The 23682-nt window shown below is 70.0% G+C and carries 22 protein-coding genes and 5 pseudogenes; 9 read left to right on the top strand and 18 right to left on the bottom strand.

What is annotated here, in order from left to right:
- Nucleotides 1–286: 286 nt before the first annotated feature.
- The 4 genes and pseudogenes from OG395_RS58735 (at nt 287) to OG395_RS49285 (ending at nt 2563) form a co-directional block, all read left to right on the top strand.
- Nucleotides 287–571, top strand: a complete 285-nt coding sequence (locus OG395_RS58735; RefSeq protein ID WP_442818805.1) for a hypothetical protein — start codon at nt 287–289, stop codon at nt 569–571.
- Nucleotides 570–1277, top strand: a pseudogene (locus OG395_RS49290) (IS701 family transposase); the annotation flags it as partial. The gene OG395_RS58735 and the pseudogene OG395_RS49290, both read left to right, overlap by 2 nt.
- Nucleotides 1278–1476: 199 nt before the next feature.
- A pseudogene (locus OG395_RS58730) lies at nt 1477–1629 on the top strand (DUF6233 domain-containing protein); the annotation flags it as partial.
- 391 nt (nt 1630–2020) lie between these two features.
- The gene (locus tag OG395_RS49285) at nt 2021–2563 is read left to right on the top strand and encodes a hypothetical protein (protein WP_327248733.1); all 543 of its coding nucleotides are present in this window, start codon (nt 2021–2023) and stop codon (nt 2561–2563) included.
- A 710-nt stretch (nt 2564–3273) separates the two neighbouring features.
- Here the strand turns inward: OG395_RS49285 and OG395_RS49280 are convergent.
- A complete protein-coding gene (locus tag OG395_RS49280; RefSeq protein ID WP_327248732.1) occupies nt 3274–3465 on the bottom strand; it encodes a DUF397 domain-containing protein in 192 nt (63 codons plus the stop codon).
- A pseudogene (locus OG395_RS49275) lies at nt 3462–4342 on the bottom strand (helix-turn-helix domain-containing protein). Before OG395_RS49275 ends, OG395_RS49280 begins: the two are co-directional and overlap by 4 nt.
- 431 nt (nt 4343–4773) lie before the next feature.
- Between OG395_RS49275 and OG395_RS49265 the strand changes: the two are divergent.
- Nucleotides 4774–4953 carry a hypothetical protein gene (locus OG395_RS49265; RefSeq protein ID WP_327248731.1) on the top strand — a complete coding sequence of 60 codons (180 nt, stop codon included), beginning with the start codon at nt 4774–4776 and terminating at the stop codon, nt 4951–4953.
- A 108-nt stretch (nt 4954–5061) separates the two neighbouring features.
- The gene (locus tag OG395_RS49260) at nt 5062–5259 is read left to right on the top strand and encodes a hypothetical protein (RefSeq protein WP_327248730.1); all 198 of its coding nucleotides are present in this window, start codon (nt 5062–5064) and stop codon (nt 5257–5259) included.
- Nucleotides 5260–5515: 256 nt separating this feature from the next.
- Here OG395_RS49260 and OG395_RS49255 read toward each other — a convergent pair whose 3' ends face one another.
- From OG395_RS49255 to OG395_RS49220, 8 genes are all read right to left on the bottom strand, one after another.
- Nucleotides 5516–6934 carry an amidase gene (locus OG395_RS49255; protein ID WP_327248729.1) on the bottom strand — a complete coding sequence of 473 codons (1419 nt, stop codon included), beginning with the start codon at nt 6932–6934 and terminating at the stop codon, nt 5516–5518.
- 73 nt (nt 6935–7007) lie between these two features.
- Nucleotides 7008–8234 (bottom strand): NADH:flavin oxidoreductase, encoded by a 1227-nt coding sequence (locus OG395_RS49250; RefSeq protein WP_327248728.1) that lies wholly within the window; start codon nt 8232–8234, stop codon nt 7008–7010.
- Nucleotides 8231–9238 carry an ABC transporter ATP-binding protein gene (locus OG395_RS49245; RefSeq protein WP_327248727.1) on the bottom strand — a complete coding sequence of 336 codons (1008 nt, stop codon included), beginning with the start codon at nt 9236–9238 and terminating at the stop codon, nt 8231–8233. Before OG395_RS49245 ends, OG395_RS49250 begins: the two co-directional genes overlap by 4 nt.
- A complete protein-coding gene (locus tag OG395_RS49240; RefSeq protein ID WP_327248726.1) occupies nt 9235–10242 on the bottom strand; it encodes an ABC transporter ATP-binding protein in 1008 nt (335 codons plus the stop codon). The genes OG395_RS49245 and OG395_RS49240 overlap by 4 nt, the downstream gene beginning before the upstream one ends.
- Nucleotides 10239–11273 (bottom strand): ABC transporter permease, encoded by a 1035-nt coding sequence (locus tag OG395_RS49235; protein WP_327248725.1) that lies wholly within the window; start codon nt 11271–11273, stop codon nt 10239–10241. The genes OG395_RS49240 and OG395_RS49235 overlap by 4 nt, the downstream gene beginning before the upstream one ends.
- Nucleotides 11266–12234 (bottom strand): ABC transporter permease, encoded by a 969-nt coding sequence (locus OG395_RS49230; protein WP_327248724.1) that lies wholly within the window; start codon nt 12232–12234, stop codon nt 11266–11268. The genes OG395_RS49235 and OG395_RS49230 overlap by 8 nt, the downstream gene beginning before the upstream one ends.
- A gap of 250 nt (nt 12235–12484) precedes the next feature.
- Entirely contained in the window at nt 12485–14104 is a 1620-nt protein-coding gene (locus OG395_RS49225) for an ABC transporter substrate-binding protein (protein WP_327248723.1), read from the bottom strand.
- 363 nt (nt 14105–14467) lie between these two features.
- Nucleotides 14468–16096 (bottom strand): transposase, encoded by a 1629-nt coding sequence (locus tag OG395_RS49220; protein WP_327248722.1) that lies wholly within the window; start codon nt 16094–16096, stop codon nt 14468–14470.
- Nucleotides 16097–16275: 179 nt separating this feature from the next.
- Here OG395_RS49220 and OG395_RS49215 point away from each other — a divergent pair, with 179 nt between their 5' ends.
- Nucleotides 16276–16890, top strand: a complete 615-nt coding sequence (locus OG395_RS49215; protein ID WP_327248721.1) for a nuclear transport factor 2 family protein — start codon at nt 16276–16278, stop codon at nt 16888–16890.
- Between the two features lie 212 nt (nt 16891–17102).
- Nucleotides 17103–17330, top strand: coding sequence for a TetR family transcriptional regulator (locus tag OG395_RS58725; protein ID WP_442818698.1), 228 nt, complete (start codon nt 17103–17105; stop codon nt 17328–17330).
- On the opposite strand, the gene OG395_RS49210 is transcribed toward OG395_RS58725, so the two are convergent.
- The 8 genes and pseudogenes from OG395_RS49210 to OG395_RS49165 form a co-directional block, all read right to left on the bottom strand.
- Complete coding sequence (locus OG395_RS49210) at nt 17240–17767, bottom strand: MFS transporter (protein WP_327249706.1); 528 nt, start codon at nt 17765–17767, stop codon at nt 17240–17242. The genes OG395_RS58725 and OG395_RS49210 overlap by 91 nt on opposite strands.
- Before the next feature lie 70 nt (nt 17768–17837).
- Nucleotides 17838–18557 carry a sulfite exporter TauE/SafE family protein gene (locus OG395_RS49205; RefSeq protein WP_327248720.1) on the bottom strand — a complete coding sequence of 240 codons (720 nt, stop codon included), beginning with the start codon at nt 18555–18557 and terminating at the stop codon, nt 17838–17840.
- Nucleotides 18558–18560: 3 nt separating this feature from the next.
- Nucleotides 18561–18701: a hypothetical protein gene (locus tag OG395_RS49200; protein ID WP_327248719.1), complete on the bottom strand. Its 141-nt coding sequence runs from the start codon at nt 18699–18701 to the stop codon at nt 18561–18563.
- 882 nt (nt 18702–19583) lie between these two features.
- A pseudogene (locus tag OG395_RS59115) lies at nt 19584–20121 on the bottom strand (formylglycine-generating enzyme family protein); the annotation flags it as partial.
- Between the two features lie 129 nt (nt 20122–20250).
- Nucleotides 20251–20565 (bottom strand): hypothetical protein, encoded by a 315-nt coding sequence (locus tag OG395_RS49180; protein ID WP_327249783.1) that lies wholly within the window; start codon nt 20563–20565, stop codon nt 20251–20253.
- The gene (locus OG395_RS49175; RefSeq protein WP_327248716.1) at nt 20559–21326 is read right to left on the bottom strand and encodes a sulfatase-like hydrolase/transferase; all 768 of its coding nucleotides are present in this window, start codon (nt 21324–21326) and stop codon (nt 20559–20561) included. The genes OG395_RS49180 and OG395_RS49175 overlap by 7 nt, the downstream gene beginning before the upstream one ends.
- 97 nt (nt 21327–21423) lie before the next feature.
- Nucleotides 21424–21567, bottom strand: a pseudogene (locus tag OG395_RS49170) (sulfatase-like hydrolase/transferase); the annotation flags it as partial.
- A complete protein-coding gene (locus OG395_RS49165; RefSeq protein ID WP_327248715.1) occupies nt 21564–22853 on the bottom strand; it encodes an MBL fold metallo-hydrolase in 1290 nt (429 codons plus the stop codon). The pseudogene OG395_RS49170 and the gene OG395_RS49165, both read right to left, overlap by 4 nt.
- A 103-nt stretch (nt 22854–22956) precedes the next feature.
- On the opposite strand from OG395_RS49165, the gene OG395_RS49160 reads away from it, so the two are divergent.
- Entirely contained in the window at nt 22957–23607 is a 651-nt protein-coding gene (locus tag OG395_RS49160; protein ID WP_327248714.1) for a TetR/AcrR family transcriptional regulator, read from the top strand.
- Nucleotides 23608–23682: the final 75 nt, after the last annotated feature.

Raw genomic sequence — 23682 nt, 5'->3', positions numbered from 1 at the left:
AGGTCGCCTACAGCACCTACCCGGACCGCCTCAACCGCGTCGCGGGCGGCATCTCCTCCCACACCACTACGTGGAACTGCGGGACCTGGAGCCCGGACAGACGTACTACTACCAAGCGCGCTCCAACGGCAAGCTTGCCTCCCCCACCCCCTTCACACTCGTCAACGGCAATGCCGTGGGCACCGACGGCACCGGTCTTGGCACCACGGGCACCTTCTCCTTCACCACGCCCGAGCCGCCGAGCGGCCGCTTCCTGTTCTCCATCGCGCTGTGCAACGACCTGCACATGGGCGAGACACAGGCCGGTCTGGTCGGTGGGTCGCCGCAGTACATCGGCATCACACAGGCGCCTGGTCTGCCGCCCTACCCGGAGGTCATGCTCGAATCGCTGGTGGACGACGTCAAGGCAGCCGGCGCCCGTTACCTGCTCGCGGCCGGCGACATCTCCGCGGAGGCCCTGCCCGTGGACCTGAGCCGCGCGGGCCGGCTGCTCACCCGCTTCGGGGACTACCGCCAGGACTACTTCGTCATGCGCGGCAACCACGACCGGGCCCACATCGGCGATGCGTAGGCCTCCTGACGACCGCGTCTTCGCCACCAAGGGCGAACTGGCGAGGGCCATGATCCTGCGGGCCCTTGCCTCACTCCTGCCCATCGGCTGGGTCACCGCGGACTCCGCCTGCGGCCAGGACTCCCACTTCCGTCGCTTCCTCGAAGGCCACCAGCTTTCCTACGTCGTGGCCGTCCCGAAGTCCCAGCAGGTCCACGGCCCGCGCATCGACTTTCTCATCGGCCAGGCCCCGCCCGAAGCCTGGCAGCGGCTGTCCGCAGGAAGTGGCGCGAAGGGCGAGCGTTTCTACGACTGGGCCGCTGCCCGCCAGCCGGCCGTGTGGGAGTTCGACGGCGACGAGCCCACCCGGCAGCGCTGGATGCTGGCCCGCCGCAGCATCGCCAGACCCGACGAGATCGCCCACTACCTCGCCAGCGGACCCCTGGAAGCCACCGTCGCCGACCTCGTACGCATCGTCGACTGCCGCTGGAAGGTCGAGGAATGCTTCCAGAGCGCGAAGAACGAATGCGGCCTGGACCAGTACGAAGTCCGCCGCTACGTGGGCTGGTACCGGCACATCACCCTCGCCATGCTCGCGCACGCTTTCCTCGCCGTCCTGGCCGCCCAGGAACGACAAAAGGGGGAACCGAGCGGGACACACCCGGCCTCGTGGACCTCACACCGGCTGAGATTCGACGTCTGCTGGCAGTTGGACCCCACCGCCTCCAGACCGCGACCACGCGATGACGTGGTCTCACTGGCGTCGCCGCCACCAAGCACGCGCCCGCCGCTGCCACTACAAGCAGCGCGGTCACACGTTCGTGGGACGGCCCGGCAAAGACCGCCCCACCCCCATTCCAGCCCGCTACACTCTCCACGCCCAAGCCGTTGACCAGCGCTAATGAAGAAGTCCGGCTAATCAGCGCGCCCTCGTCCTTCACAGGGCCGATTGCTGGGCCGCCGAAGGGCGCCTCGCCCGGGCCAGCGATAAAGAGGCCGCGATCTTTGTCCAGCACGGGTGGGCCACAGCGTGCGACGTCTGCAAACCCACACCTGGGCGGGAGATGATCTCCGGGTGACTGTGCGCCGCCGTTGGGCTCTGGACCCCTGCCTGCCCCTGCTCTGTCGGATGCTGCTCCCGGCGAACGTCTTCTGCCTGCCGAGCGGCTAGTCGGGGACGGGGTCGCGGCGGGAGCTGTGGGCGGTACGCGCATACCACCGGCATACAGCAGGGATCACCAACAGTCACCACCCGACGACAATGCGAGAACCCACCGCAGTTCACTCGATTGGAGCGTTTGAGTCGCCGCCTTGAATGACGTGGGCTTTTCATTGAGCTGCACCGCAACGGCGTTTGAGTGGGAGGTGCAGTTCGTCCTTCTCCCGTCGCGGCGGATTCATCCACTCCGGTCGGCGATGCCACGCAGCAGAACGCGGACCTCGTTGCGCCGAACCCCGGAGGTCACCCTCGTGGTCACTGACACGTCCCAAGAGCTGAACCGGTCCCGGCCGCCGCTCATCGCACGCTGGCGCGAATCGGCAAACCAGCACCTCACCCCCACGAAAAGATCACTGATTGTGACGTGGATCGCCTTCGGCGTCACGTGGGGAACCGTGCGGACCATTACCCACGGCATTCGCGGCGGATGGCTGCCCTGGGGGAACATCTCCGCCGGCGGTCAACACCTGCACCACTACAACTTCGGCATCGGCACCCTTGCCGGCATTGGCATCATCGCCGTACGCGGCGACGAGCGCGCCGTCGGCCACCCGGCCGTCGCCGCTGCCTACGGCGCAGGGACCGCCCTCATCGCCGACGAATTCGCCTTGCTCCTCGATCTGCAAGACGTCTACTGGGCCAAACAAGGGCGCCTCAGTGTGGATGTCTCCTTCGGCATCCTTTCCGTGCTCGGCGCATACCTGACCGCCAAACCGTTCTGGCACGAGTGCGCTCGGGCGACCCATCACCATGTCGTCTCCGCCGCCAAGCATCACCTGACACCCGCCAGGTAGGCCGCCCGCACCGGGGCGCTGACCGGCTCGGCGAAAAACCAGCACCAAGGACCCCCTCGACGTCGTGCGACGGGCGTTGGACACGCTTGGCCAAAAGATCGACGGCAAGTCCGCGGCCCCCGCGCCCCCGGAGCGCTCCGGGCCCGGCGCCGTGGGCGCACGTTCCTCACGGGGCGGCGGTCGGCGCGGTGAGCGTGATCGCTTGGCAGCTCGTACCGTCCCGCGGCACGTGTGGCGGCGCCGAAGCGAAAGGGAACATGCCCTCCGGCTGCCGGAGGGCGGCCACGCCCGGCGGGCAGGGCACGGGCGATAGCTCGGGCACCCCCATCCTGTCGAAGCCCCCGGGCGCCACCCCCAGCCACACAGGTCCCCGGCCCGGCAGGAACCACAGCGCCCGGCCGCCCCGAAGCCGCCGCCGCTGTACGGGGATGTACGTCAGTCGCCGGCCGCCCGCACCGGGACCACCACGCTGCAAGTTGCTGCTTTGGACGTGGTCGCGCTTCGGTGTGCCGTTCAGAAGCCTGCCTCGAAGAAGGCCACAGCGAAAAGCGCGGAGCAGAAGCCGAAGCCCGCACTTGTTCACGACCTCGGTGACCGTTTCATCAACCGCGCGGCCATCGGCTACGGCCCCACGGATGAGACCACGGGCTCCCGAACGCGGTGAGGGCGTGCCGAACGCTGCTCCAGCAGACGGCACGCCCTCAAGTCGCTCAGCGCTCCGTCGCGAACCGCACGAACTGTCCCCAGCCTTCACGGCCAACCGCGAAGGCTGGCTGGGTTACGTCCTTGGAGTCCCTTACGTGGACGGCCTGTTCGGCGATCGCGACCTCCACGCAGCTGTCGCCCTCACTGCCGCTGTAGCTGGACTTGAACCAGGCGAGTTCCGTCGTACAGCTGCTCATAGCTCTCCTCGCAGTCGCTCCAGCAGGTCCACGGATCGTTCGGGCTCAGGGCCTGCGAGCGCAGTGTTTCATAGCGCTGGCAGAGCACACTCACCTCTTTGGGATCGGAGATCAGGCGCCCGTTCTTTTGCCCCTCCGAGTAGCCGAGCCGCCGCCCCTCCGGGGTCTCCAGCACCTGCACCGGCCCATCCAGACAAGCATGCAGCCCCGCCTCCAGCGGAACCACCTGAAGCGTCACATTGCGCGGGGCACTGCGCTCCAGGACATGATCGAACAGCTCGCGCATCGCCTCCACATCGCCGAACCGCCGCCGGAACACGTGCTCCTCGACGATGAAGCTGAACGGCACGGTCGGTCGTTCCCGCATCATCACCTGCCGCTCCATTCGCGCCGCGAGCTGCACCTCCAGCTCCTCGTCCGTCCGCAGCGGGATCGTGCCCTCGAACACCGCCCGCGCGTACGCCTCCGACTGCAACAACCCCGGGACCAGCCGGCACTCGTAGGTGCACAGGCTCACCGCTTCCCGCTCCAGCCGCGCCCACCGCCGGAACCACGCCGCGAGGCCCGCCTCACCTCGGGTGAGATGGCGGGCGGCCTTCCGCAGCGCACCGGTATTGCCGAGCGCTTCCTCCGCGCGCTCCACAAAACCCTCGTCCGGCATCCGACGGCCCAACTCCACCGACTCCACCGTGTGTTTGGAGTACTGAACCCGGGCGCCGAGGTCGACCCGGCTCAGCCCCGCGTGTTCACGCAGCGCCTGGACGAAGGCGCCGAACGTGCGCAGACTGTCGGACGGGTGAGGCTCCCGCTCCCACTCCCCCGCCGGAACTACCCGCGCGCCAACACCCCCAGCCGCCTCCCCTTCGACAATGTCCATCCGCCGCCCCTCTCTCCGTACCGCGCCCCGACGGCCCCTTACGCCGTCCCGCGCTCACCACCCAGCGTGACGGAAGATCCGGCGCACTGTCCACTCTGAGTGCCCGTAAGATGACTATGCGTACGGAGCACCGCACTCGTCCCCACCCACACCCGACCGTCACCCTGGCGTCATGAACCACGTAACACCCCAAGTCGGCCACCTAACCAGCACCTTCACACAACTGCTGTCATCCACGCGGCGCGGCACCCGGCTCGACCGGCTCCTCGCCTGACCGAGCTGCGGTCCTGGGGTGCCCCGCAGGACCTCACGGATCATGCCGACGTCGTCGTCGCGGAACTCTCCGCCAACGCCATCCTCCACGGCCGCGTGCCCAGGCCGCTGCTTCCGACTGACGCTCGTCCTCGACCCGACCGCCAGCCACCTCCGAGATGTGGAACGACCATATTCATCCCGGACAGGGTGTCGTCGACATCGACCGCCGCGTGCAGGTCGAGGTCTGGATCCGCTGGAACACCGCCGACCCGTCGGTCGAGGACTACATGCGGGCCGGATACGACGTCGTCAACGGCCCCGGCGACCACGTGTACTTCATTCTCACGCCTGGGTAGCAGCACGAGACCGAAACGAAGTCGGCACAGGGCATCTACGACCTGTGGACTCCGCGGACGTTCCTGCGCAGGCCGACGAAGGACACGCAGCTCCCCGCCGACGCCCCCGTGTCCGGGGCCCACTTGTCCATCTGGTGCGACAACCCCGGCTTCCAGACAGAGCAGGAGGTGTCGGACAGCGTCCGCCCCTGGCTGCGGTCCTTCTCGCAGCAGGTGTGGGGATCGCCCAAACCCGCCCCCACCTATGCCGGATTCGCACCGCTGATCGACTCGGTCGGAAACGCCCCTCGCGGGATCTCGGCGTAGTGCGGACAAGTAGCGGGGGCAGATCTTCGTCAGCGGCTGGAACACCGGCCAGTACGTCAACAACGTCGGGCCGCGAAGGAGTCCGTCATCGCCTCGGGATTCCCCAGGAAGCAGAGCGAGAACACCCTCGTGCTGGCGATCACCGCCGAGCAGCCCGGCGTCTGACCCGACTCGTGGAACTCGTGGACCGGGGCACCGTCCTCGGCGGCATCCCCAGCCGGCAGAACGACTCACCCGGAAGGCCGTCTTCGGGGCGTCAGGTGAGCGGTCCCTCCTGGACCCACGTCGCCGCCCAGGGCGCGGCCTGTTCCAGTTGCGCGGCCAGGGAGAGCAGGAGCCCCTCGCCCCCGAGGTCGGTGGCGAACTGGACGCCCAGCGGCAGCCCGTCGCCGTCCCGGCCGAGCGGGACGGACATCGCGGGCATGCCGGTGACGTTGTGGACGCTGGTGAACGCGGAGTAGACCGAGGCGTGTTCGTAGATCGATTCCGGCCGGCCCGTGTCGAGCGTGCCGAGCAGGGGCGTCGGCCGGGCGAGCGTCGGGCTCAACAGCACGTCGTACGTCGTGAACGCAGCGCCGACCGCCCAGCCGATCTCCTGCATGCGCCCGAGGGCCCGGCTGACGTCCGTGGCGGTGAGGGCCCGGTAGGTGTCGTAGATCACCCGCGTGAACGGTTCGAGGTCGTCGTCGGCCAGCGGGCGGCCGAGCTGCTCAAGACGGGCGTCGATCTGCGCAACCAGGTTGCTGTTCATCACCACGGCCGATGCAGCGGCGACGTCCCCCGGCCGGTAGGCGGCCGTGGCCTCCTCCACCTCGTGTCCGAGGCTCTCGCACAGCCGGGCCGCCGCGATCGCCGCGGCGGCCGACTCCGCATGCACCTCGGGGCCGTCCGGCAGGGCAGTGACCAGTCCGATCCGCAGACGTCCGGGCTCCCGCCGTGCGAGGGCGGCGAAGGAGTCCGCGGGCGTGGGGGCGGCGTAGGCGTCCCCCGGGAGCGGTCCCGTTGCGATGTCGAGGAGCAGGGCGCTGTCCCGCACTGTGGTGGTGACGGCGTGATGCGCGGAGACCAGCCCCGACAGCGTGGTGGGCCGCGGTGCGGGGGACACCCGGCCGCGGCTGGGCTTGAGACCGAACAGACCGCAGGCCGCCGACGGGATGCGGATGGACCCTCCGCCGTCGCTGGCGTGCGCGACCGGGACCATTCCCGAGGCCACCGCGGCGGCCGACCCGCCGCTGGAGCCGCCCGGCGAATGGGCGGTGCTCCACGGATTGCGGGTCGGGCCGAACAGCGCCGGCTCGGTACTGGCGTTGAGCCCCAGTTCGGGGGTGTTCGTGGTGCCGAGCACGACCATCCCGGCGCGCCGGTAGCGGGCCACGAGCTCGCTGTCGCGGGCGGCGAGGCCCTCGGCGAAGAGGCGGCTGCCGCCGGTCGAGGGCAGGCCGGCGACGTCCGTGCCGAGATCCTTGATCAGGACCGGTACGCCGCGCAGCGGCCCGTCGGGCAACCCCGCGTCGACCTCCTCCAGGGCCCGGTCGAACCGGGTGTGTATCACCGCGTTGTACTCGGGGTTGAGCCGCTCGATGCGGGCGATCGCGTCCTCCACCACGGCGCGGGCGTCCACGTCGCCGCTCCTGACCGCCGCTGCGGTCCCCACGGCGTCCCAACTGCCGGTCATCGGCCCCTCCTCAGCTGTGTTGTCCGAGCTCTCGCGCTCGCTGGTCAGGACGCCCGTCCCCGGGCGGCGCGCCTCAGGACACGTAACCGGCGGGCCGGCCCCAGTCCTGACGCCGGGTGGTGCTGCGGTCGACCAGGACGCAGCGGGTGCCGGTGAAGTTGGTCGGCATGCACTTGTTGCAGTGGATGCACAGGGACGGGGTGGTGGCGTCGGCCTGGATCCGGTTCACCAGATCGGGCTCCCGCAGCAGTGCCCGGGCCATCGCCACGAACTCGAAGCCCTCCCGCATCGCGAGGTCCATGACCGGCTTGCCGGTGATTCCGCCGAGCAGGATCATCGGCAGTTTCACCGCGGCCCGGATCTGGCGGGCGTCCTCCAGCAGATAGGCGTCGGTGTACGGGTAGCTGCGCAGCTTCTGCTTGCCGACCAGCTTGACGCCGAGCTTGATCGGCTGCGGCATGACGTCGGCGAACTCCTTGAGCGGTGCGTCGCCCTTGAAGAGGTACATCGGGTTGAGCAGCGAGCTGCCGGCGGTCATCTCCAGGGCGTCGACGGTTCCGTCCTGTTCGAGCCACTGGGCCACCGGGATCGCCTCGTCGAGCCAGAATCCGCCGGGCACGCCGTCGTCCATGTTCATCTTGGCGATGATCGCGATGCGGTCGCCGACCGCGTCGCGGACCGCCCGCATGATCTCCCGGGCGAACCGGGCGCGGTTCTCCAGGTTCCCGCCGTAGGTGTCCGTGCGCTTGTTGATCCGGGGGCTGAGGAACGAGCTGGCGAGGTAGTTGTGGCCCAGGTGCACCTCGACGGCGTCGAAACCGGCCTGGATGGCGCGGCGGGCGGCCTCGGCGTGGGCCTCGGTGATGCGCGAGATGTCGTCGAGCGTCGTCTCCTTGGCCCAGCTCAGCGTCGTGGCGTGGAAGTGCTTCGTCGGTGCCAGGGCCGGCAGGCCGTTCCCCTTGGGGCTGGCGACGGGACCGCCGTGGCCGATCTGGGCCGAGACCGCGGCGCCCTCGGCGTGCACCGCGTCGGTGAGCTTGCGCAGGCCGGGCATCGCCTCGTCGGTCCAGTGGATCTGGTGCCGGTCGGTGCGTCCTTCCCGGGCGACCGCGCAGTAGGCCACGGTCGTCATGCCGACGCCGCCGCGGGCGTAGGCGACGTGGAAGTCCACCAGGTCCCGCGTGACCAGGGACTTGTGGCTGAGACCTTCGTACGTCGCGGCCTTGATGATCCGGTTGCGCAGCTGGACCGGCCCCAGGGTGGCGGGGGCGAGGACCTCGGGGGCCTCGGTGTTCGTCACTTGGTGTTCCTCCTTGACTCGACGTGGTGGCAGGCGACCCGGTGCCCCGGCCCGATCTCCCGCAGCCGGGGCACCTCGTCCGCGCACAGGCCGGTGGCGAGCGGACACCGGGTGCGGAACCGGCAACCCGATGGCGGGTCGAGCGGCGAGGGCAACTCGGCCGCCGCCTTCACCTCGACCGCGTCGTCGGTGTGGGCGCTGCGCTGGGCCTCGGGAAGGGACGCGAGCAGAAGGCGGGTGTAGGGGTGGACGGCTTCCAGGTGCATTCCGTCCGACGGCAGGACCTCGCACGTCCTGCCGAGGTACATCACCATCACCCGGTCGCTGATGTTCTTCACGACGGAGACGTCGTGGGCGATGAACACCATGCTCAGACCGTGGCGCCGGGTGGTCGTTTCCAGCAGGTTGAGGATCTGGGCCTGCACGGACACGTCCAGGCTGGAGACGGGTTCATCGCAGATCAGGACCTCCGGGTCCAGCATCAGCGCGCGGGCGATGCACACCCGCTGGCACTGTCCGCCGGAGAGCTCGTGGGGACGGCGGTCCCGCACGGTCTCCGGATCCAGTCCGACGGCCCGCAGCGCCTCATCGACCCCGGCGTCCTTGTCGGATCCGTCGTGTCCCCAGATGGCGGGGCCCTCCCACACCAGGTCCTTCACCTTCCGGCGCGGGTTCAGCGCGGAAACCGGGTCCTGCATGATGATCTGCATCCGCGCCCGCGCCTTGCGCAGTTCCTCCGGCCGCAGCCCGCCGAGCCGGACGTCACCGAGGCTGACGGTGCCCGAATCGGGGGGCGGTAGCTGGATCAGGGCGCGGCCGACGGTGGATTTGCCGCAGCCGGACTCGCCGAGGATCCCCAGCGTCTCCCCCGCCGCCAGTTCGAGGCTGACTCCGGAGACGGCGTGCACCTTCCGGCCGCCGCCGACGGGGAACTCCACGACCAGGTTCTCGGCGGTGAGCGCACGCCTCCGCGGCGTCTCTGCGACGGCACCGTTCGCGGTCATACCGGGGCCTCCTCGGCAGTGGCAACACCCAGCGGGTAGTGGCAGGCGACGACGCCGTCGGCGCTCTTGTGCGGGACGAGTTCGGGGGCCTCGTCCGCGCACTGGTCGGTGGCGAAGCCGCACCGGGCGGCGAAGCGGCAGCCGGCCGGCGGACACAACAGGTTCGGGGGCCGGCCCTCGATGGTCGGCAACAGCGTGTGCGGGGGCGTGTCCAGCTGCGGGATCGAGGCGATCAGGGCCTGGCTGTACGGGTGCCGGGGGCTGTCGAACACCGACGCGGTGTCGGAGTGCTCGACGATGCGGCCGGCGTACATCACCGCGACCCGGTCCGCCCGTCCGGCGACGGTGCCGAGGTCGTGGCTGATCAGGATCGTCGCCATGCTCAGCTGCTCGCCGAGCGCCTGCAGCAGGTCGAGGATCTGCTTCTGGACCGTGACGTCGAGCGCCGTGGTCGGCTCGTCGGCGATGAGCAGGCGCGGACCGCAGGCCAGCGCCATCGCGATGACGACCCGCTGCCGCATGCCGCCCGAGAGTTCGTGCGGGTACTGCCCGGCCCGCCGGGACGGTTCGGGGATGCCGACCTGCCGGAGCAGGTCGACGGCCCGGTCCCGGGCCTCGGCGCGGCTCAGGCCGAGGTGGAGGCGCACGCTCTCGGACAGGTGCGTGCCGACCTTCTTCACCGGGTTCAGCGATGTCATCGGGTCCTGGAAGACCATGGCCACCTCGGTGCCCCACAGACCGCGCCGCCGCTGCGGCGTGAGCGCGTGGACGTCCTTGCCTCCGATGAGCACGGATCCGGAGACCGAGGTGCCGGGCCCGTTGCTGATCAGGCCCATGACGGTGCGTCCGAGGACGGACTTGCCCGATCCGGACTCCCCGACGATGCCGAGGGTCTCCCCCGGGGACAGGGACAGTGAGACGCCGTCCACGGCCCGCACCTCTCCGCGGGGGGTGTGGAAGACCGTGCGCAGGTCGGTGACGTCGAGGAGGGGTGGGGTGGTCACAGCTTCACGCTCCGGGGGTCCCACCGCCGGCGAGCCTTCTCACCGACGATGTTGAAGGCGAAAACGGTGAGGAACAGAAAGGCCCCGGGCACCAGCACGATGTGCGGATGGTCCTCGAAGACGTGCCCCTCACCCTCGGCGATCATGTTTCCCCAGGTCGGCTCGGGCGGCTGGATGCCCAGTCCGAGGAAGCTGAGGGATGCCTCGGCGACGATCAGGACCGAGATCATCACGATGGCCAGGGACATGATCGGCAGCAGCACGTTGGGCAGCAGCTCGCGCACCATGATCCGCGAATGCTTCGCGCCCATCGCGCGGGCCGCGATCACGAACTCCCTGTTGGTATAGGCCACCGTGGTGGCGCGGCTGAGCCGCACCATGCCCGGGACGGTGAGCAGGGCCAGGGAGAGCGCGACGTTGCGCACGCTCGGCTCCAGCACGGTCGCCAGCGCGATGAGCAGGATGAGCGGGGGCACGGCGAGCAGCGAGTTCGTCGCGATGCCGACCACCCGGTCCACCGTCTTCTGGAAGTAGCCGGCCACCAGCCCGATCACGGCGCCGACGACGGTTCCGACGAGGACCGCGGACAGGGAGATGAGCAGCGAGGACCGGGCGCCATAGAGGGACTGGGCGAGCAGGTCGAGCCCGAAGCCATTGGTGCCGAGCGGGTGGGGTCCGGTGAACGCCGGGGTCGCGAAGGTCGGTTCGGTGACGGTAGCAGCCACGTCCCGGTCCTCGGCGAGCGGCAGCCAGGGGCTGATCAGGATCGCCAGGCCGAGCAGCACGAGCCAGCTCGCGGCGGACCAGAACACCACGTCGAATCCGGGCCCGGCCCAGGCCTTGCCCAGGCGTGAGACACCGTTCAGCAGGAGGCCGATGCCTGCCAGCGCCAGCGCCGCCTTCACGGGTGCGATCAGTGTGGTGGTCGTGGCGCCGAACACCGTCAGGCCGAGGCCGATGACGACGAGCACCACCGCAGTCAGCAGGGGCAGCGGGAAGGCGGTCCGCCTGCGCGGAGCGATGTCAGACATGGACACGTCGCGTCCTCGGGTCGAGATAGCCGTAGGAGAAGTCGATACCGGCGTTGATCACCACGTAGATGGCGGCGATGACGAGTACGGCACCCTGCACCATCGGGTAGTCCCCCTGGTTCGCGGCGTTGACCACGAGGGACCCCATGCCGGGCAGGGCGAAGAGGTACTCCACGATCACAGTGCTGCCGATCAGCCGGCCCAGGCTCAGGCCGAGCAGGGTCACCAGGGAGAACGACGAGGGACGCAGGGCGTCGGAGACCAGGATGCGCAGCGGTGCCATCCCCTTGGCCCGGGCCGCGAGGATGTACTCCTCGCGCAGTGTGACGATCAGGTCCCCGCGCAGGACCCGGGTGAACATCGCGAGCTCCGCCAGGGCGACGGTCAGTGCCGGGAGAAAGGCGTGGTGCAGATTACCCAACAGGTCCCCGTCGCCCAGCCGCACCCATTCGGACCGCGGGAACCAGCCGAGCGAGGTGACCATCACCAGGACCAGCAGGAGTCCGGCCAGGAAGCTGGGCACCGACAACACGCCGAACGTACCGGCGCTGATGATCCGGTCGGCCCGGCCGCCTTCGCGGTAGGCCGACCACATGGCCAGCGGGACGGCGACGACGAGCGCGCTCAGCAGCCCCAGCACCGCGATCTCGACGCTCACGGGCAGCGCGGAGAGCACCCGGGAGGCCACCTCGCTCTGCGGCGGTACGACCGACCGGCCCAGGTCTCCGTGGAGGACACCGCCCAGCCAGTCGAAGTAGCGGGTGAGGAGCGGCTGGTCGAGGCCGAGCTCATGGCGCAGATCGGCGTAGGCCGAAGGCGGGTGCCCAGCTCCGAGAATGTCGACCGCGGGGTCACCGGGCAGCAGGGTCACCAGGGAGAAGACCCCGATGCTCACCATGAGCAGTACGCCCACCAGCTCGGCGGCCCTCAGTGCCAGCCTGTACACCGCGGCAAGACTCATGCTTCCTCCTGATCTGCGTGGTGCCTGCGGACGGGCCGATGAGAGCCGCTCCACATCGAGGTGACGCTAGGGGCGTCCCGGTGACCGGGCCGGGACGCGTCCCGGTGACCGGGACCCCGTGGCCGTCGCCCGGTCACGGACCGTGCTCCGGGCCAGGTCCGGCCGTCGTCGGCCGGTGCATCGGTGGTGCGGGCGGGCCGGAAGGCCGTCGTGGCCTCGCGGCGGCCCGCCCGCCGCCGGGGTGTGGGGATCACTTGCTGATCCAGGCCTCTCCGAACAGCGCCATGTACTCCTCGGTGGGTGCGATGCCGTGCACGTTCTTGCCCCAGGCCGTGAAGCCTGCGCTGGCGCCCAGATTCGCCAGCGGCACCGTCTCGTTGACGAGGGTCTGGATGCCGTCGAGGGCCTTCTGCGTCTGCTCGTCGGTCACCGCGGCGTGCAGCTCCGCGAGCAGTTCGTCCATCTTCGGGTCGGCATAGCTTCCGGGGTTCCCGAAGCTCTTCGAGTTCAGGGCGTTCTGGAGGCGGTGGTACGGGTTGCCCTCGGAGACGCTGAGTGCGCCGCGGCTGAGGTCGAAGTCGTGGTCGACGTAGGTCTTCTTCACCCGGTCCGCGATCGAGGCCTCGAGGTCGAGCTTCACGGTGAACCCGACGCGTTCGAGCATGGCCTTGAGGGTGACCGCCTTGGCCCGGGAGACGGGATCCGTGCCGTCCATGTAGCTGACGGTGCCGTCGAAACCGTCCCTCTTCGCCTCCGTCACAAGCTTCTTCGCCTCGTCGAGGTCGACGCCGAGGGGCTTGACCGTCGAGTGCCACTGCGACTCGGGCGGGAACAACTCCTTGCCCGGAAGGCCCTTGCCGTTGTAGCTCCGCTGGGCGTCGAGTTGCGGGTCGAGGGCCAGGGCGATCGCCTTGCGCACCCGGACGTCGTGCCCGGGGCGTTCCGCACGGCTGTTGATGTTGATCACATTGCCCATGGCGGTCAGCGTCAACTCGCCCGGGTGGCCCTGCCTGACGGCCTTGTCGACCACGTCGGGGCCGCGCATGTAGGTCACGTCCGCGGAGCCGTCGTTGAGGGCGTCGAGCTTGGCCTCGTCCGACTGCGGCCAGTAGAACCGGAGCGCGTCGAGGTGCGGCCTGCCCTTCCAGTACTTCGTGTTGGCCTTGAGGACCATCTCCTCCTGGGGCGCATACCGGTCGAGCGTGAAGGGACCGGCGCCGATCGGCTTGAACTCCTTGCCCGCGTAGGCGGCCGGGGCCACGATCATGCCGGCGGCCTGGGCGAGCATGGCGGGGAACTTGGCCCAGGAGGTGCGCATGGTGAAGACGACGGTGAGGTCGTCGGTCGCCTTCATCCCCGCGATGTTCGGGGCGAGCAGCGCGGTGTCCGCGCCCTTGTTCTTCTGGTACCAGGTGATGCTGTCGACGACGGCTTTCGCGTTCAGCGGCGTGCCGTCGGAGAAGTTGACGCCCTTGCGGAGCTTGAGCGTCCAGGTCGTGGCGTCCTTGTTGCTCTCCAGCGACTGGGCGAGCCAGGGCTCGTACTTCTTCGTCTCGGTGTTGTAGCGCACCAGCACGTCGTAGACGGCCGCCATCGCGGAGCCGCCCGAAGCGCCTGTGGCGAAGGTGACCGCCGGGCTGAGGCTGCGGGCCTCGGCGTAGTCGGCGAAGTTCAGCGTGCCACCGCGGACCGGCTTCCCAGCGTCGGGCCGCTTGCCGATGAGCCCGAACTGGTAACGGCCGCGCTCGGCTGCCGTGTTCTTGCCGCTGCCGCTCTTCCCGCCCGCCGGGGAGGCGCACCCCGAGGTGAGCATCGCTCCGGTGACGAGGGCGACGGCGAGACTGGTGCGGACGCGTGATGCTCGCTGCATTTCTTCCTCCGGTTTTCGCGGGGCGTGGAGCCTTTTCAGGGCGTATAGGGCGGAAAGCAGATCGGGACCGTGCGGTGTGGGGCGGACGCTAGGGTGAGCGAGATCCGGCCGCCGTGGCGCATCCCACTGACCGGGAGCGGCCGACGGCGACGCGGGGGCGCACCGGTGTCCGAGCCGCCCTGATGCCGATTCGGGGATGTTCGGCAGAGCCCGTGCGAGGAGTCGGTTCAGCAGAAACGCGTCTCACGGTCACCCGCTGAGCGGGACCTGTCGGGCGCGGTGTGGCGCCCTCGCACTACAAAGGCCGCAACGGGTGCGAGCGACATCGCGGGCCGACCGACCTGAACAGGGAGTGAACCGTTCCTATCCAGTGCGCATGAGTGAGTCCTGGACCCACTGCTGCGTACTGGGCGCATCCCGAACGGTGTTGGATGCGCTGGGTTCCCGCGTTCGCGTCCCGTTCGGTGACGGCCCTCCAGGGGGCCGGTCCGTGGTGGGTGGGCGGGTTCCCTCACGTCCTCGGGTGCCTGGTCCGGCCTGGGCGGTCCGATGCCCCGCACGATCACTCCGGTCGTGCGGGGGCGGTGCCGTCCGACGCCGGACCGGGTGTCCAAGGGCGCGTCGTCCGATCGCGATACCGGCGGCATCGTGACGGGACATTTTGCGGTGGGAGGTGGTCAGCGGTTTCTGCCAGTGCTGGGCACCCCACTGGGAGGTGTAGGCGGGGTCGACCGCGGTGATCGCGAGGCCCTGTTCGGCGGCCATGGAGACGAGCCGGGCCTTGAGCCTGCCGGTCGGGATGCCGGAGATGAGCTGCCGGAACCTTTTGCGGCGGCCGTGTTTCTCGCGGGTCTTCTCGGTGGTGAAGTCGAGGTCCTCGATGCCGATCGCGGCGACACCGACCTGCCTGGCCCAGTTGATCAGGCGGGTCAGCGCGTGGCGGATCTGTGCATCGCGGTGACCGGCGGTGCCGGACAGGTCGTAGAAGAACCGCCGGGGCCCGCCGACGGGGTTGCCGTGCCGGTCGAGCCGGTAGGCGGCGAAGTGATCGGCATTGGTATCGACCCCGATCATGCCCCGGGCGCGGGCGGCCTCCAGCGGGATGGTCTTCACGGCGGGGCGTTGCCAGGATGCGGTGAGGTACCAGCGGCCACGGTCCACGTTCAGGTGGATGCGGTAGGCGACGGCCCGGTTCGCGGTGATGCGGTCGGCCCACTCGTGGCCCCGGTGCTCGAAGCCGATACGGGTGGTGAGGATGTACCGGCCGTGCCCGGCGTTGGCCAGGTGCGCGAGCGGGACGGGCAGCTTGATGGACACTTCGCCGTCCGGGGTGACGCGGATCGTCTCGTTCCCGAACCGCTTCCCCGACTCACCATCAGCCACGATGAACCAGCGCTCCGCCTCCCACCGTTGCCGCCACTGTCCTTCGGTGAGCCGGGCCTCGGCGAGGTGGTTGCGGGTGTTGAGCAGACGTCTGCCGCCCCGCACCACCCGGACCCGTCCGGCCTGCCGGTCGGCGACAACGGCCGCATGCCGCGCCTCCAGTGCAGCGAGACGGCGGGACTTGCGGAACCACTCACCCCGGGAGCGGTAGCCCCCCGCGGCCCGCTTCGTTCCGGGTTCACCGATTCGGAGGGACAGGCGGTGCCGCAGCGTCCTGATCCCGGCCTCCAGCGTCTGGATGTGCGCTGCCTGGCAACGGCGCGCCAGCGCCCACTGGTCATGCGTGGCCTTGGTGATCGCACCCGCGATCCGCGAAGACGACAGCGGCGTCAGGTCCCGCTTACGCAACGCCCAGCTGTCCGCGCCGTGCTCCACCCCATCCGCACAGCGCGCCTTGAGATCACGCGAAGCCAGACGGCCCTGATGCTCACCGACCGCGCGCAGGACTTCCTCGTCCCGGGGAGTGAGGTGCTTGAGCCGGTCCCGGACCGCCACCCCGCAAGGCCCCGGCACCACGAAGGACCCGGCCAACTCCCGCACACCACCCACCGCGTCACCTCCTCCCACCAGGCCGGGCACCTGCCATCCAGCCCAACGAGCAGCAGCCGCCAAGGTCACCCATTCGGCCCCAGAACCTCCGTTCCCACCCCACGAACCCGCCGACAGAACTCACTCCCGCTCACTACAACTCACTTCAGTGCAGCAAACCGGCAGCGGTTCGCACCCCCATGAGCGGCATCGACGAGCGACTGACCCTGCTGGAGCGCAGGCTGCGGCAGTTGGAGAGCACGGAGGCAGCCGATGAGGGTTCGGCGCATGATCGAGTGGCTGTACTCGAACAGCTCCACCGGTTGCAGAGTGCCATCGACGCCCGCGACTGGGACACCATCCGGGACACCTTCACCCCCGACGGGACGGGGTACGGCAGGACAGGGGTCGACGAGATTCTGGCCATCATGCAGGACCACCTCGGCGGCTGCGGCCCGACCCAGCACCTGCTCGGCAACGAGCGGTTGACCATTGAGGGCGACCGTGCCCGGAGTCTCAGCTACGCGCGTGTCCATCACGTAGGGGCCGAGAGCATGCAGGGCAAGTCCTTCGAGTGCATGGGTGAGTACGACGACCGATGGGTGCGCACCGAGAACGGTTGGCGGCTGAGCCGCCGGGAGTTCGACATGCAGATCCAGATCGGCGACTTCAGGGTGCTCCGGCCGGCTGCCCTCCGCGCCGGCGCCGGGTCAGGGCACTGCCGGGTGACCCTGCCTGCCAGCACACCGTCCGCCGACGTGGCTGGCAAACGGGGAGTACAGTCACGCCGGAATCAGGGTGAATACAACCTTTAACGCATCTCGCTCACGAGGAACCGGCGGCAGCACTGTTGGGCGCACCGGAATCCGAGGTTTCCCGATGCCGACTCGGGGGTGCTGGCAGACCTGACGGCCACCCCGTAGCGGTCGCAGTACGACGCATGGCACAGGTAGGAAGCGCCCCACCGCGACTCCGTCCGACCCCGGCGGCGCACGGGGACCACCCCCTACACCTTTAGAATTCCGGCATGGCACGAGACGCGACAGCCACCAGGGAGCGCCTGCTCGATGCCACCACTAAGGTCTTCGCGGCGCAGGGTATGGAGCAGGCGAACCTGCGCGACATCAACCGCGCCGCGGGACAGTCCAACAACTCAGCGCTGCACTACCAAACGGACGACCGCGTCGGACACCACGTCAGGCAGGCCACGCCCAGGGCGGCAGAGACCCAAAACATCGAACACCAGCTGTGGTGATCGATCAGGACGGCGCCGAGCGGCAGGGCCACCACCCCGCCGATGCCCAGCATCGCGCTGATCGTGGCGGCGCCCGCGGGCACTCGCGCGGGCGGGAGGACGCCGCGCAGGATGCTGAGCACGAACGGTACGACGCCGATGCCGACTCCCTGCAGCGCCCGGCCGAGGACGACGAGCTCGAGCGAGCCGTCGAGCGCGCAGGTGATGGCCCCGAGGCCGAGAGCCAGCAGAGACGCGCCCAAGAGCCGGCGCTTGCCGGCGATGTCCCGAGTCGTCCACCAACCGGCATCGCCGCGGCGCCGCGAGCAGCACCCACGACGCGCCCCGCCGGGTCGGTGTCGAGGAGCCGCGGGAGGTCCGGGATCGCCGACCGGATGAACGTCTGCAGTAGGGACGCGTTTACCCTCAGGCGTGCCAGAACCGCCACGACGACCCAGTCGGCCGACTCGTCACTCGTTGTCCGATGCACCGCAGAATCCGCTGCCTCACGGTGCGCGGAGGACCCGGCTAGAGGCCACCGGCCAGCACCGTAACCGCGGTGACAGTGAGCCCGCCGAGCACGATCAGCCGGAAGCGTTCCGCCGGGACGCGCCGGAAGACGCGGTCACCGATCGCCCAACCCAGCGGCAGGCCCAGCACACCCGTCGCCGTCAGGAGCAGCACACCCGTGGAAAGGTGCCCCATGGCGATGAAGGCGGCGACCGCAACCGCGTCCTGTCCGCAGAACACCGCCTGCAGCGTTGCCCGGTAGCGGCGCGGCTCGAGCCCTTGCAGGGCCAGCACCAGCGGGGGGCCGTTCATGCCGGTCGAGGTAAGGAGCCCACCGCTGACGACACCGGCTGTCCACGCCGTGGCGCCTCCCTCGGGAAGGCGCACACCGAGCGATAGCAGCCCGACCAGAGCCAGCAGCACACCACCGATCAGCCGCGTGAGGGTGTGCTCGTCGCAGAGCGCCAGCGCTACCAGACCGAGCGGCATGCCGAGCACCCCGGCAAGGGTGAGGCGCCGGACCTGCACAGCATCCGCGTGGAGCCGCTCGTGTCGCCAGGAACCGGCGGTGAGCACCAGACCGACCGTGGTGCTGGCGACCACCGCGGTCACCGGGTCGACCGCGAGCGTAAGGAGGGGTACGGCGACCAGGGCGGAGCCGAAGCCCGTCACCGCCTGGGCGAGCGCGGCGAACAGGAAGACACCGAACGAGGCGGCGGCGAGGAGCAGGTCAGCCACCGGTCACCGGAAGGTCCGTGGCCACGGGGCGGCCTCCTCGAGCTGCGCAGCCAGGCCGAGCAGCACCGGCTCCGCACCAAGGTCGCACGCGAACTGCACCCCGCGCGGCAGGCCGTCGGGCGTCGTCCTGAACGGCACGGACATGGCCGGCATCCCGGTCGGGTCGAACACGCCGGTGTACGACGAGTACCTGCACCGTCCGCGCCGAGATGGCGACACTCTCAGGGGGGACGACCTCAGGGCAATCTTCGCGACGGTCCGGTGTGGGGGTGAGGACATCGGGAGCATCCATGGCTATGCCTGTCTGTATGGGTCAGCGGACGACGTGGTGGCAGGCCACCTGGTGGGCTCAGGATGGCTGTGGCACCCATGCCGACCGCGGGGACGTCCTCGTTCCAGCGGGTCTGGATGGCGTCGAGGATCTTCTGGGGTCTCCGCCTCGTCCGTCTCGGCCTGCAGCCGGGCGAGGAGCTTGTCCATCTCGGGGTTCTTGTAGCCGGACGCGTTCAGAACCGACGCCGAGTCGTACTGGGCCGGCGGTCAGTGACTTCGCGAGCCACGGGACGTACTCGCTCCTCTCCGGCTCACACCACATCAGGGTGTCGTAGACCGCCGCCAAGGCGCTTCCGCCGGACGCGCCGTTGAAGACCGTCTTGCTCGGGTCCAGGCTGCGCGGCTCGGAGTAGTCGGCGATGGTGAGGGTGTCGCCTTTGACCGCGTCGCCACCCGACGACTGCTCCCCCACCAGCCCGAACGGGTAGCGGCCGTGCTCGGCGGCCGGCTTGGCGTCGTCACCCGAGGGCGACGAGCACGCTGACGTGACCATCATGCCGGCCGTCAGCGCGACCACGAGGCGAGTCCTGACTCGTGCTGCTCGCTTCACTGTGTCCCTCCGGTGAATAGGTGGCGCGCGGTGGGGCAACTCCGTTGGGTCCATGCCTGAAGTGAAGACGCTAAAAGTGCCCCCGAGGCCCGCACATGACGCATCCCACTGGCCGGGAGGGCGGTTTGGTGTCCAGCATTTCTCACGCATCGGAATCCGGTGTCTCCGGCGGTGGAGTCCGGGGTGTTCGCGGAGCGTGCAGCGACCCGATGGCGGTGGCAGTAGGACGCGTTGCACAGGGAAGACCCGCGGCGCATGACCCGCCGGGTGCCGCTGGCCGGACGATACCGGCGGCCTCCCACTCGGCCTCGGTGGACAGTCGCTAGCCGGCCCACGCGGCGTACGCCATCGCATCGCGCCAGGAGACGTGGACAAGCGGATGGTCCGGCCGGTCGGCGGAGTCGAAGCCGTCCGGCGCCGGCCCGCTCCCTCTGCGACCAGCCACCACGGGGCTCCGTCGACCCGCCCGGCGACCTCCCTGGCGGGACCGCGGTGGGCGAGGTGGAAGACGGCGGAGGCACCGAACTCCTCGGCGCCGGTGATGTGCCCGGTGCCCGCAGCTGCTGCGGCGAACTGTTCGTTGGTCACGGCGGTGGCGTCCAGGCAAAGGCCGGGCAGCGTGACCTGGTGCACCGGCCACTCGCCGGCCTCGGGGCGGCCCTCGCCGAAGGCGTCCCCCATCGCGAACGCGCCGCCGGGGATCGACGGCTGACCGGTCAGGTCGCGCCGCCTCGCGGGTGCGGCCGTGGGCTCCGGACCGCTCCCCTCCCGGCGGGCCGGGAGGGGAGCAGCACGGTCCGGTGATCCCGGTCAGCCGTCGAGTTCGATGTCGACGCGCGCGACGGTCCCGCCCCGGAACAGGTTGATCACCGGGTAATCGCCGACCGGGGAACCGATGTTGAGGCCGATATCGAAGGTCTCGTCGATGGAGAAGACCGTCGGCGGGGTCGCGACGACGCGGCCGTCCTCGGCCGTCTTCCCGTCGACCACGAGGCCGATCGTGGCGCCCCGACCGCGTCCGCCCCCGTCGTACCGCAGGACCACCTCGACCTGGTGCCGCCCGGGCGCCAACGGCGTTCCGGTGAGCACGAGTTCGGCTATCTCGAAAGTGCGGTAGGTCAGCACAGGCCGGCCGTCCGGGCGAGCCACAGGGCCCAGCCCGCGGCGCGCCCACCCATCGAGGCGACGGCCCCTTGCGCGGTGCCCTCCCCCACGTCCAGGACGGCGCGCAGGTGCCAGGAGCGGCCCACCATGCGCGGGGCCTGGCTCTCCGGGATTCCGACGGTGCCGGCGTGGAAGGTGAAGCTGGTGCGGTCCTCGACCAGGTTGGGCATCGGGGTGCGCGAGACCCGGGCGTCGTGGAGGGGCAGGATCCCGACCCGTTCGGCGTGCTCGGTGACGAGCGCGGTCAGTTCGGCCAGCCGCTCGGGTTCCTGTTGCACGAGGTCGTGCACCTGGCTGAGGTCGGAGCGCAGTTCGTAGAGCTCCCACTCGTCGTCCTCGAACAGTCGGGGCGTCCCGGGGCGGCCCACCGTCCACGACACCCCGCCGTGGTGGGCCGAGGCCATCCAGCCCCGGTGATAGATCGACCGGTGCCCGTTCACCTCGAAGTACTGCGTCTCGTGCCGCTCGGGTGCCTCGGGGTCGGCGAAGGAGTAGGCCAGGCAAGTGCCGTCCATCGGTAGCGGGGCCACCCCCTCCACCGTGTCGGGCTGGGCGATCCCGGCGAGTTCGAGAATCTTCGGTGCCAGATCGTTGACGTGGGTGAACTGCTCGCGGATGGCTCCGCGGTCGGTGATGTCGGCGGGCCAGGTGAGCACCATCGGGTTGTGGGTGCCGCCGAGGTGGGAGGCGATCTGCTTCATCCACTGGAAGGGCGCGGTCATCGCCCACCCGGCGGGGTACTGCGCGTAGGAGTCCGGGCACGCCTGTCACGTGCGGGTCACGGCCGGTCAGCAGAGACGCGCGGGTCGGCGAGCAGATCGCGGTGGTGTGGAAGCGGTTGTAACGCAGCCCCTGAGCGGCCAATGCGTCGAGCGTCGGAGTGTCCACCGGGCCACCGAACGTACCGGGAGCGCCGAAGCCGACGTCGTCGAGCAGGACGACGACGTTCGGGCGGGGGCTCATGCTTCAACACCCGCGCTACGCACCCAGCGGGCGCTGATCCGGAGGTTCACCTGGGCCATCAGCGAGGGCTCGACCTGGGCCCGGGCCTCCAGCACCTCGCGGTAGCAGGCCTGGGCGGCCTTGTCGGACCGGTCGGCGAGGAAGGCCCACTCCGCGACATGGCAAGCCAGTCGCAGGTCCGTGCCGGCCAGGGTGCGGGCTCGCTCCACCAGTGTGGCCACTCCCCCAGCCAGGCGCGCCACTTCGGCGGCCTGTGCGTCCTGCGAGGAGGGCAGCAGGTGGGAGGGGAAGCCGTCCCACCAGCCGGAGTAGCGACGGATGACGTTGCGGCAGATGAACTCGGGCTTGTCGTAGATCGCGGGCAGCCGGGGGTGGTTGCGCAGGTCCTCGGGGATCGCCAGGGTGGCCACGATCTCGTCGGGCAGGACGCCGTCGTTGAGCCCGGTCAGGGTGTGGTCGACGATGATCCGCAGGTAGCGGGCGAGCGAGATGAGCTCGTCGGCGACGGCTTCCGTCCCGGTGGCCGGGTCACCGTGGCCGGGGATGATTACCGAGGGGCGCAGCGCGGCCATCTCCTCGGCCGCGTCGGCCCATTCCTCGGCGTACCGCTGGACCTTCTTGGGGTTGCCGGCGTTGGGGAGGTAGCCGGTGACCAGGTCGCCGGCGGCGATGACGCCGCGCTCGGGGGCCCACACCCAGGCGGCGTCGTCGGTCTCGCCCTTGCCATGGCGTACGACGAACTGCTCGCCGCCAAGGGTCAGTTCGAGGCGGTCGTCGAACAGCCGCGTGGGCCAGACGAAGTCCTCGCGGGCGTCGGGCCAGGCCTTTCCGGCCGCGCCGGGCTGCTGGCCGTTGATCCGGGCATTCAGGCCCGATGTCTTGACGTAGCGCTCGAAGTGGGCGGGCAGCGCGCGGTGCGCGACGATCCGGGGACGCTCTCCGGCGTCGAGGAACGCCCACAGGCCGAAGGCGTGGTCGCTGTGCCCGTGGGTGTAGACCACGGTGTGCAGCGGCTTGTCGCTGACCGAACGCACCGCCTGCAGCAGCGCCGGTCCGTCGCCGGCGCACCCGCAGTCGACGAGGAGGAGGCCCTCGTCCGTCTCGAACAGCGCGACGTTCACCATGCCGGGCTGGATGAACCACGTGCGCGGGGCGACCTCGACGATACGGGGCTCGAACCCCGATCCCTGGGAGCGGTCGAAGATGCGCCTCGCCTGTTCGGGGCTGAAGAGACCGAACGCGGCCAGGGCCGCGGCCTGTTGGTTCTCGGGGAACGTGAGTGTCATGACGTCGTCCGTTCGCGGGAAAGGGAGCTTCCTTCGTGCGGGCGCACATTAAGGCGCATGCCTTAATGTGGTCAACGATCCGTCCCACTCACCGGAGGACCCCGTGGCAGACCCCAGCGCGAATACCCGCGCCCTCCTCATCGACGTCGCCGAGCGCCTCTTCGCCGAGTGCGGGATCGACGCCGTCTCCCTGCGGACCGTGGGCGTGGAGGCGGGGCAGCGCAACAAGTCGGCGGCGCAGTACCACTTCGGTTCCCGACAGGGCCTGATCGACGCCATCATCGCGGCGCGCTCGGCGCCGGTGGACGCGCGGCGCGCCGAGCTCGTGGCACGGGCGCGGGGCGCCACGCCCCCGCCGGACCTGCGGACCCTGGTCACCCTGCTCGTCCAGCCGCTGGCCGAGACCATCGAGGGCACCGGGGGAAGCACGTACTACCTGCGCTTCCTGGCGCGGGCCCTCGACGAGCCGTCCGTGCGCGCGGCCTGGCGCGACACCGCCACCACCCCCGCCTCGGTCCATCTCGTGCACCGCCGGATCCATGCCCTGCTCGGGGATCTCCCCCGCGACGACGTCGAGCGCCGTCTGGAATGGTCCGCGATGGTCAGCCTGCGCCTGCTCGCGGAGCACGAGCGCCGTCACCACGACGGCGGGTCGCAACCCGGGGCGCTCGCCCGGACCGTGCGGGAACTGGTGGAGATGCAGGTCGCTCTGCTCCGGTGCCCGACCGGGCCGTCGTCAGCAGTTCCCGCATAGTCGTGTCGAGGTGTCCCAGTGACCGGAACCACACGGGCAACGGAGGCCGGACTCTGGCCGACACTGGCCCGACCG

The sequence above is a fragment of the Streptomyces sp. NBC_01320 genome (assembly GCF_035974375.1).
Classification (GTDB): Bacteria; Actinomycetota; Actinomycetes; order Streptomycetales; family Streptomycetaceae; genus Streptomyces; species Streptomyces yanii.
Note: the sequence above shows the minus strand (reverse complement) of the source record. Positions and strands in the feature narration are given on the sequence as shown.

Excerpts from the sequence above, each read along its gene's own strand:
- OG395_RS58735 (WP_442818805.1), top strand. The coding sequence starts at position 287 with ATGGGCGAGACACAGGCCGGTCTGGTCGGTGGGTCGCCGCAGTACATC.
- OG395_RS49280 (WP_327248732.1), bottom strand. The coding sequence starts at position 3,465 with ATGAGCAGCTGTACGACGGAACTCGCCTGGTTCAAGTCCAGCTACAGC.
- OG395_RS49265 (WP_327248731.1), top strand. The coding sequence starts at position 4,774 with ATGTGGAACGACCATATTCATCCCGGACAGGGTGTCGTCGACATCGAC.
- OG395_RS49255 (WP_327248729.1), bottom strand. The coding sequence starts at position 6,934 with ATGACCGGCAGTTGGGACGCCGTGGGGACCGCAGCGGCGGTCAGGAGC.
- OG395_RS49245 (WP_327248727.1), bottom strand. The coding sequence starts at position 9,238 with ATGACCGCGAACGGTGCCGTCGCAGAGACGCCGCGGAGGCGTGCGCTC.
- OG395_RS49235 (WP_327248725.1), bottom strand. The coding sequence starts at position 11,273 with ATGTCTGACATCGCTCCGCGCAGGCGGACCGCCTTCCCGCTGCCCCTG.
- OG395_RS49230 (WP_327248724.1), bottom strand. The coding sequence starts at position 12,234 with ATGAGTCTTGCCGCGGTGTACAGGCTGGCACTGAGGGCCGCCGAGCTG.
- OG395_RS49225 (WP_327248723.1), bottom strand. The coding sequence starts at position 14,104 with ATGCAGCGAGCATCACGCGTCCGCACCAGTCTCGCCGTCGCCCTCGTC.
- OG395_RS49215 (WP_327248721.1), top strand. The coding sequence starts at position 16,276 with ATGAGCGGCATCGACGAGCGACTGACCCTGCTGGAGCGCAGGCTGCGG.
- OG395_RS58725 (WP_442818698.1), top strand. The coding sequence starts at position 17,103 with ATGGCACGAGACGCGACAGCCACCAGGGAGCGCCTGCTCGATGCCACC.
- OG395_RS49200 (WP_327248719.1), bottom strand. The coding sequence starts at position 18,701 with ATGTCCGTGCCGTTCAGGACGACGCCCGACGGCCTGCCGCGCGGGGTG.
- OG395_RS49175 (WP_327248716.1), bottom strand. The coding sequence starts at position 21,326 with ATGACCGCGCCCTTCCAGTGGATGAAGCAGATCGCCTCCCACCTCGGC.
- OG395_RS49165 (WP_327248715.1), bottom strand. The coding sequence starts at position 22,853 with ATGACACTCACGTTCCCCGAGAACCAACAGGCCGCGGCCCTGGCCGCG.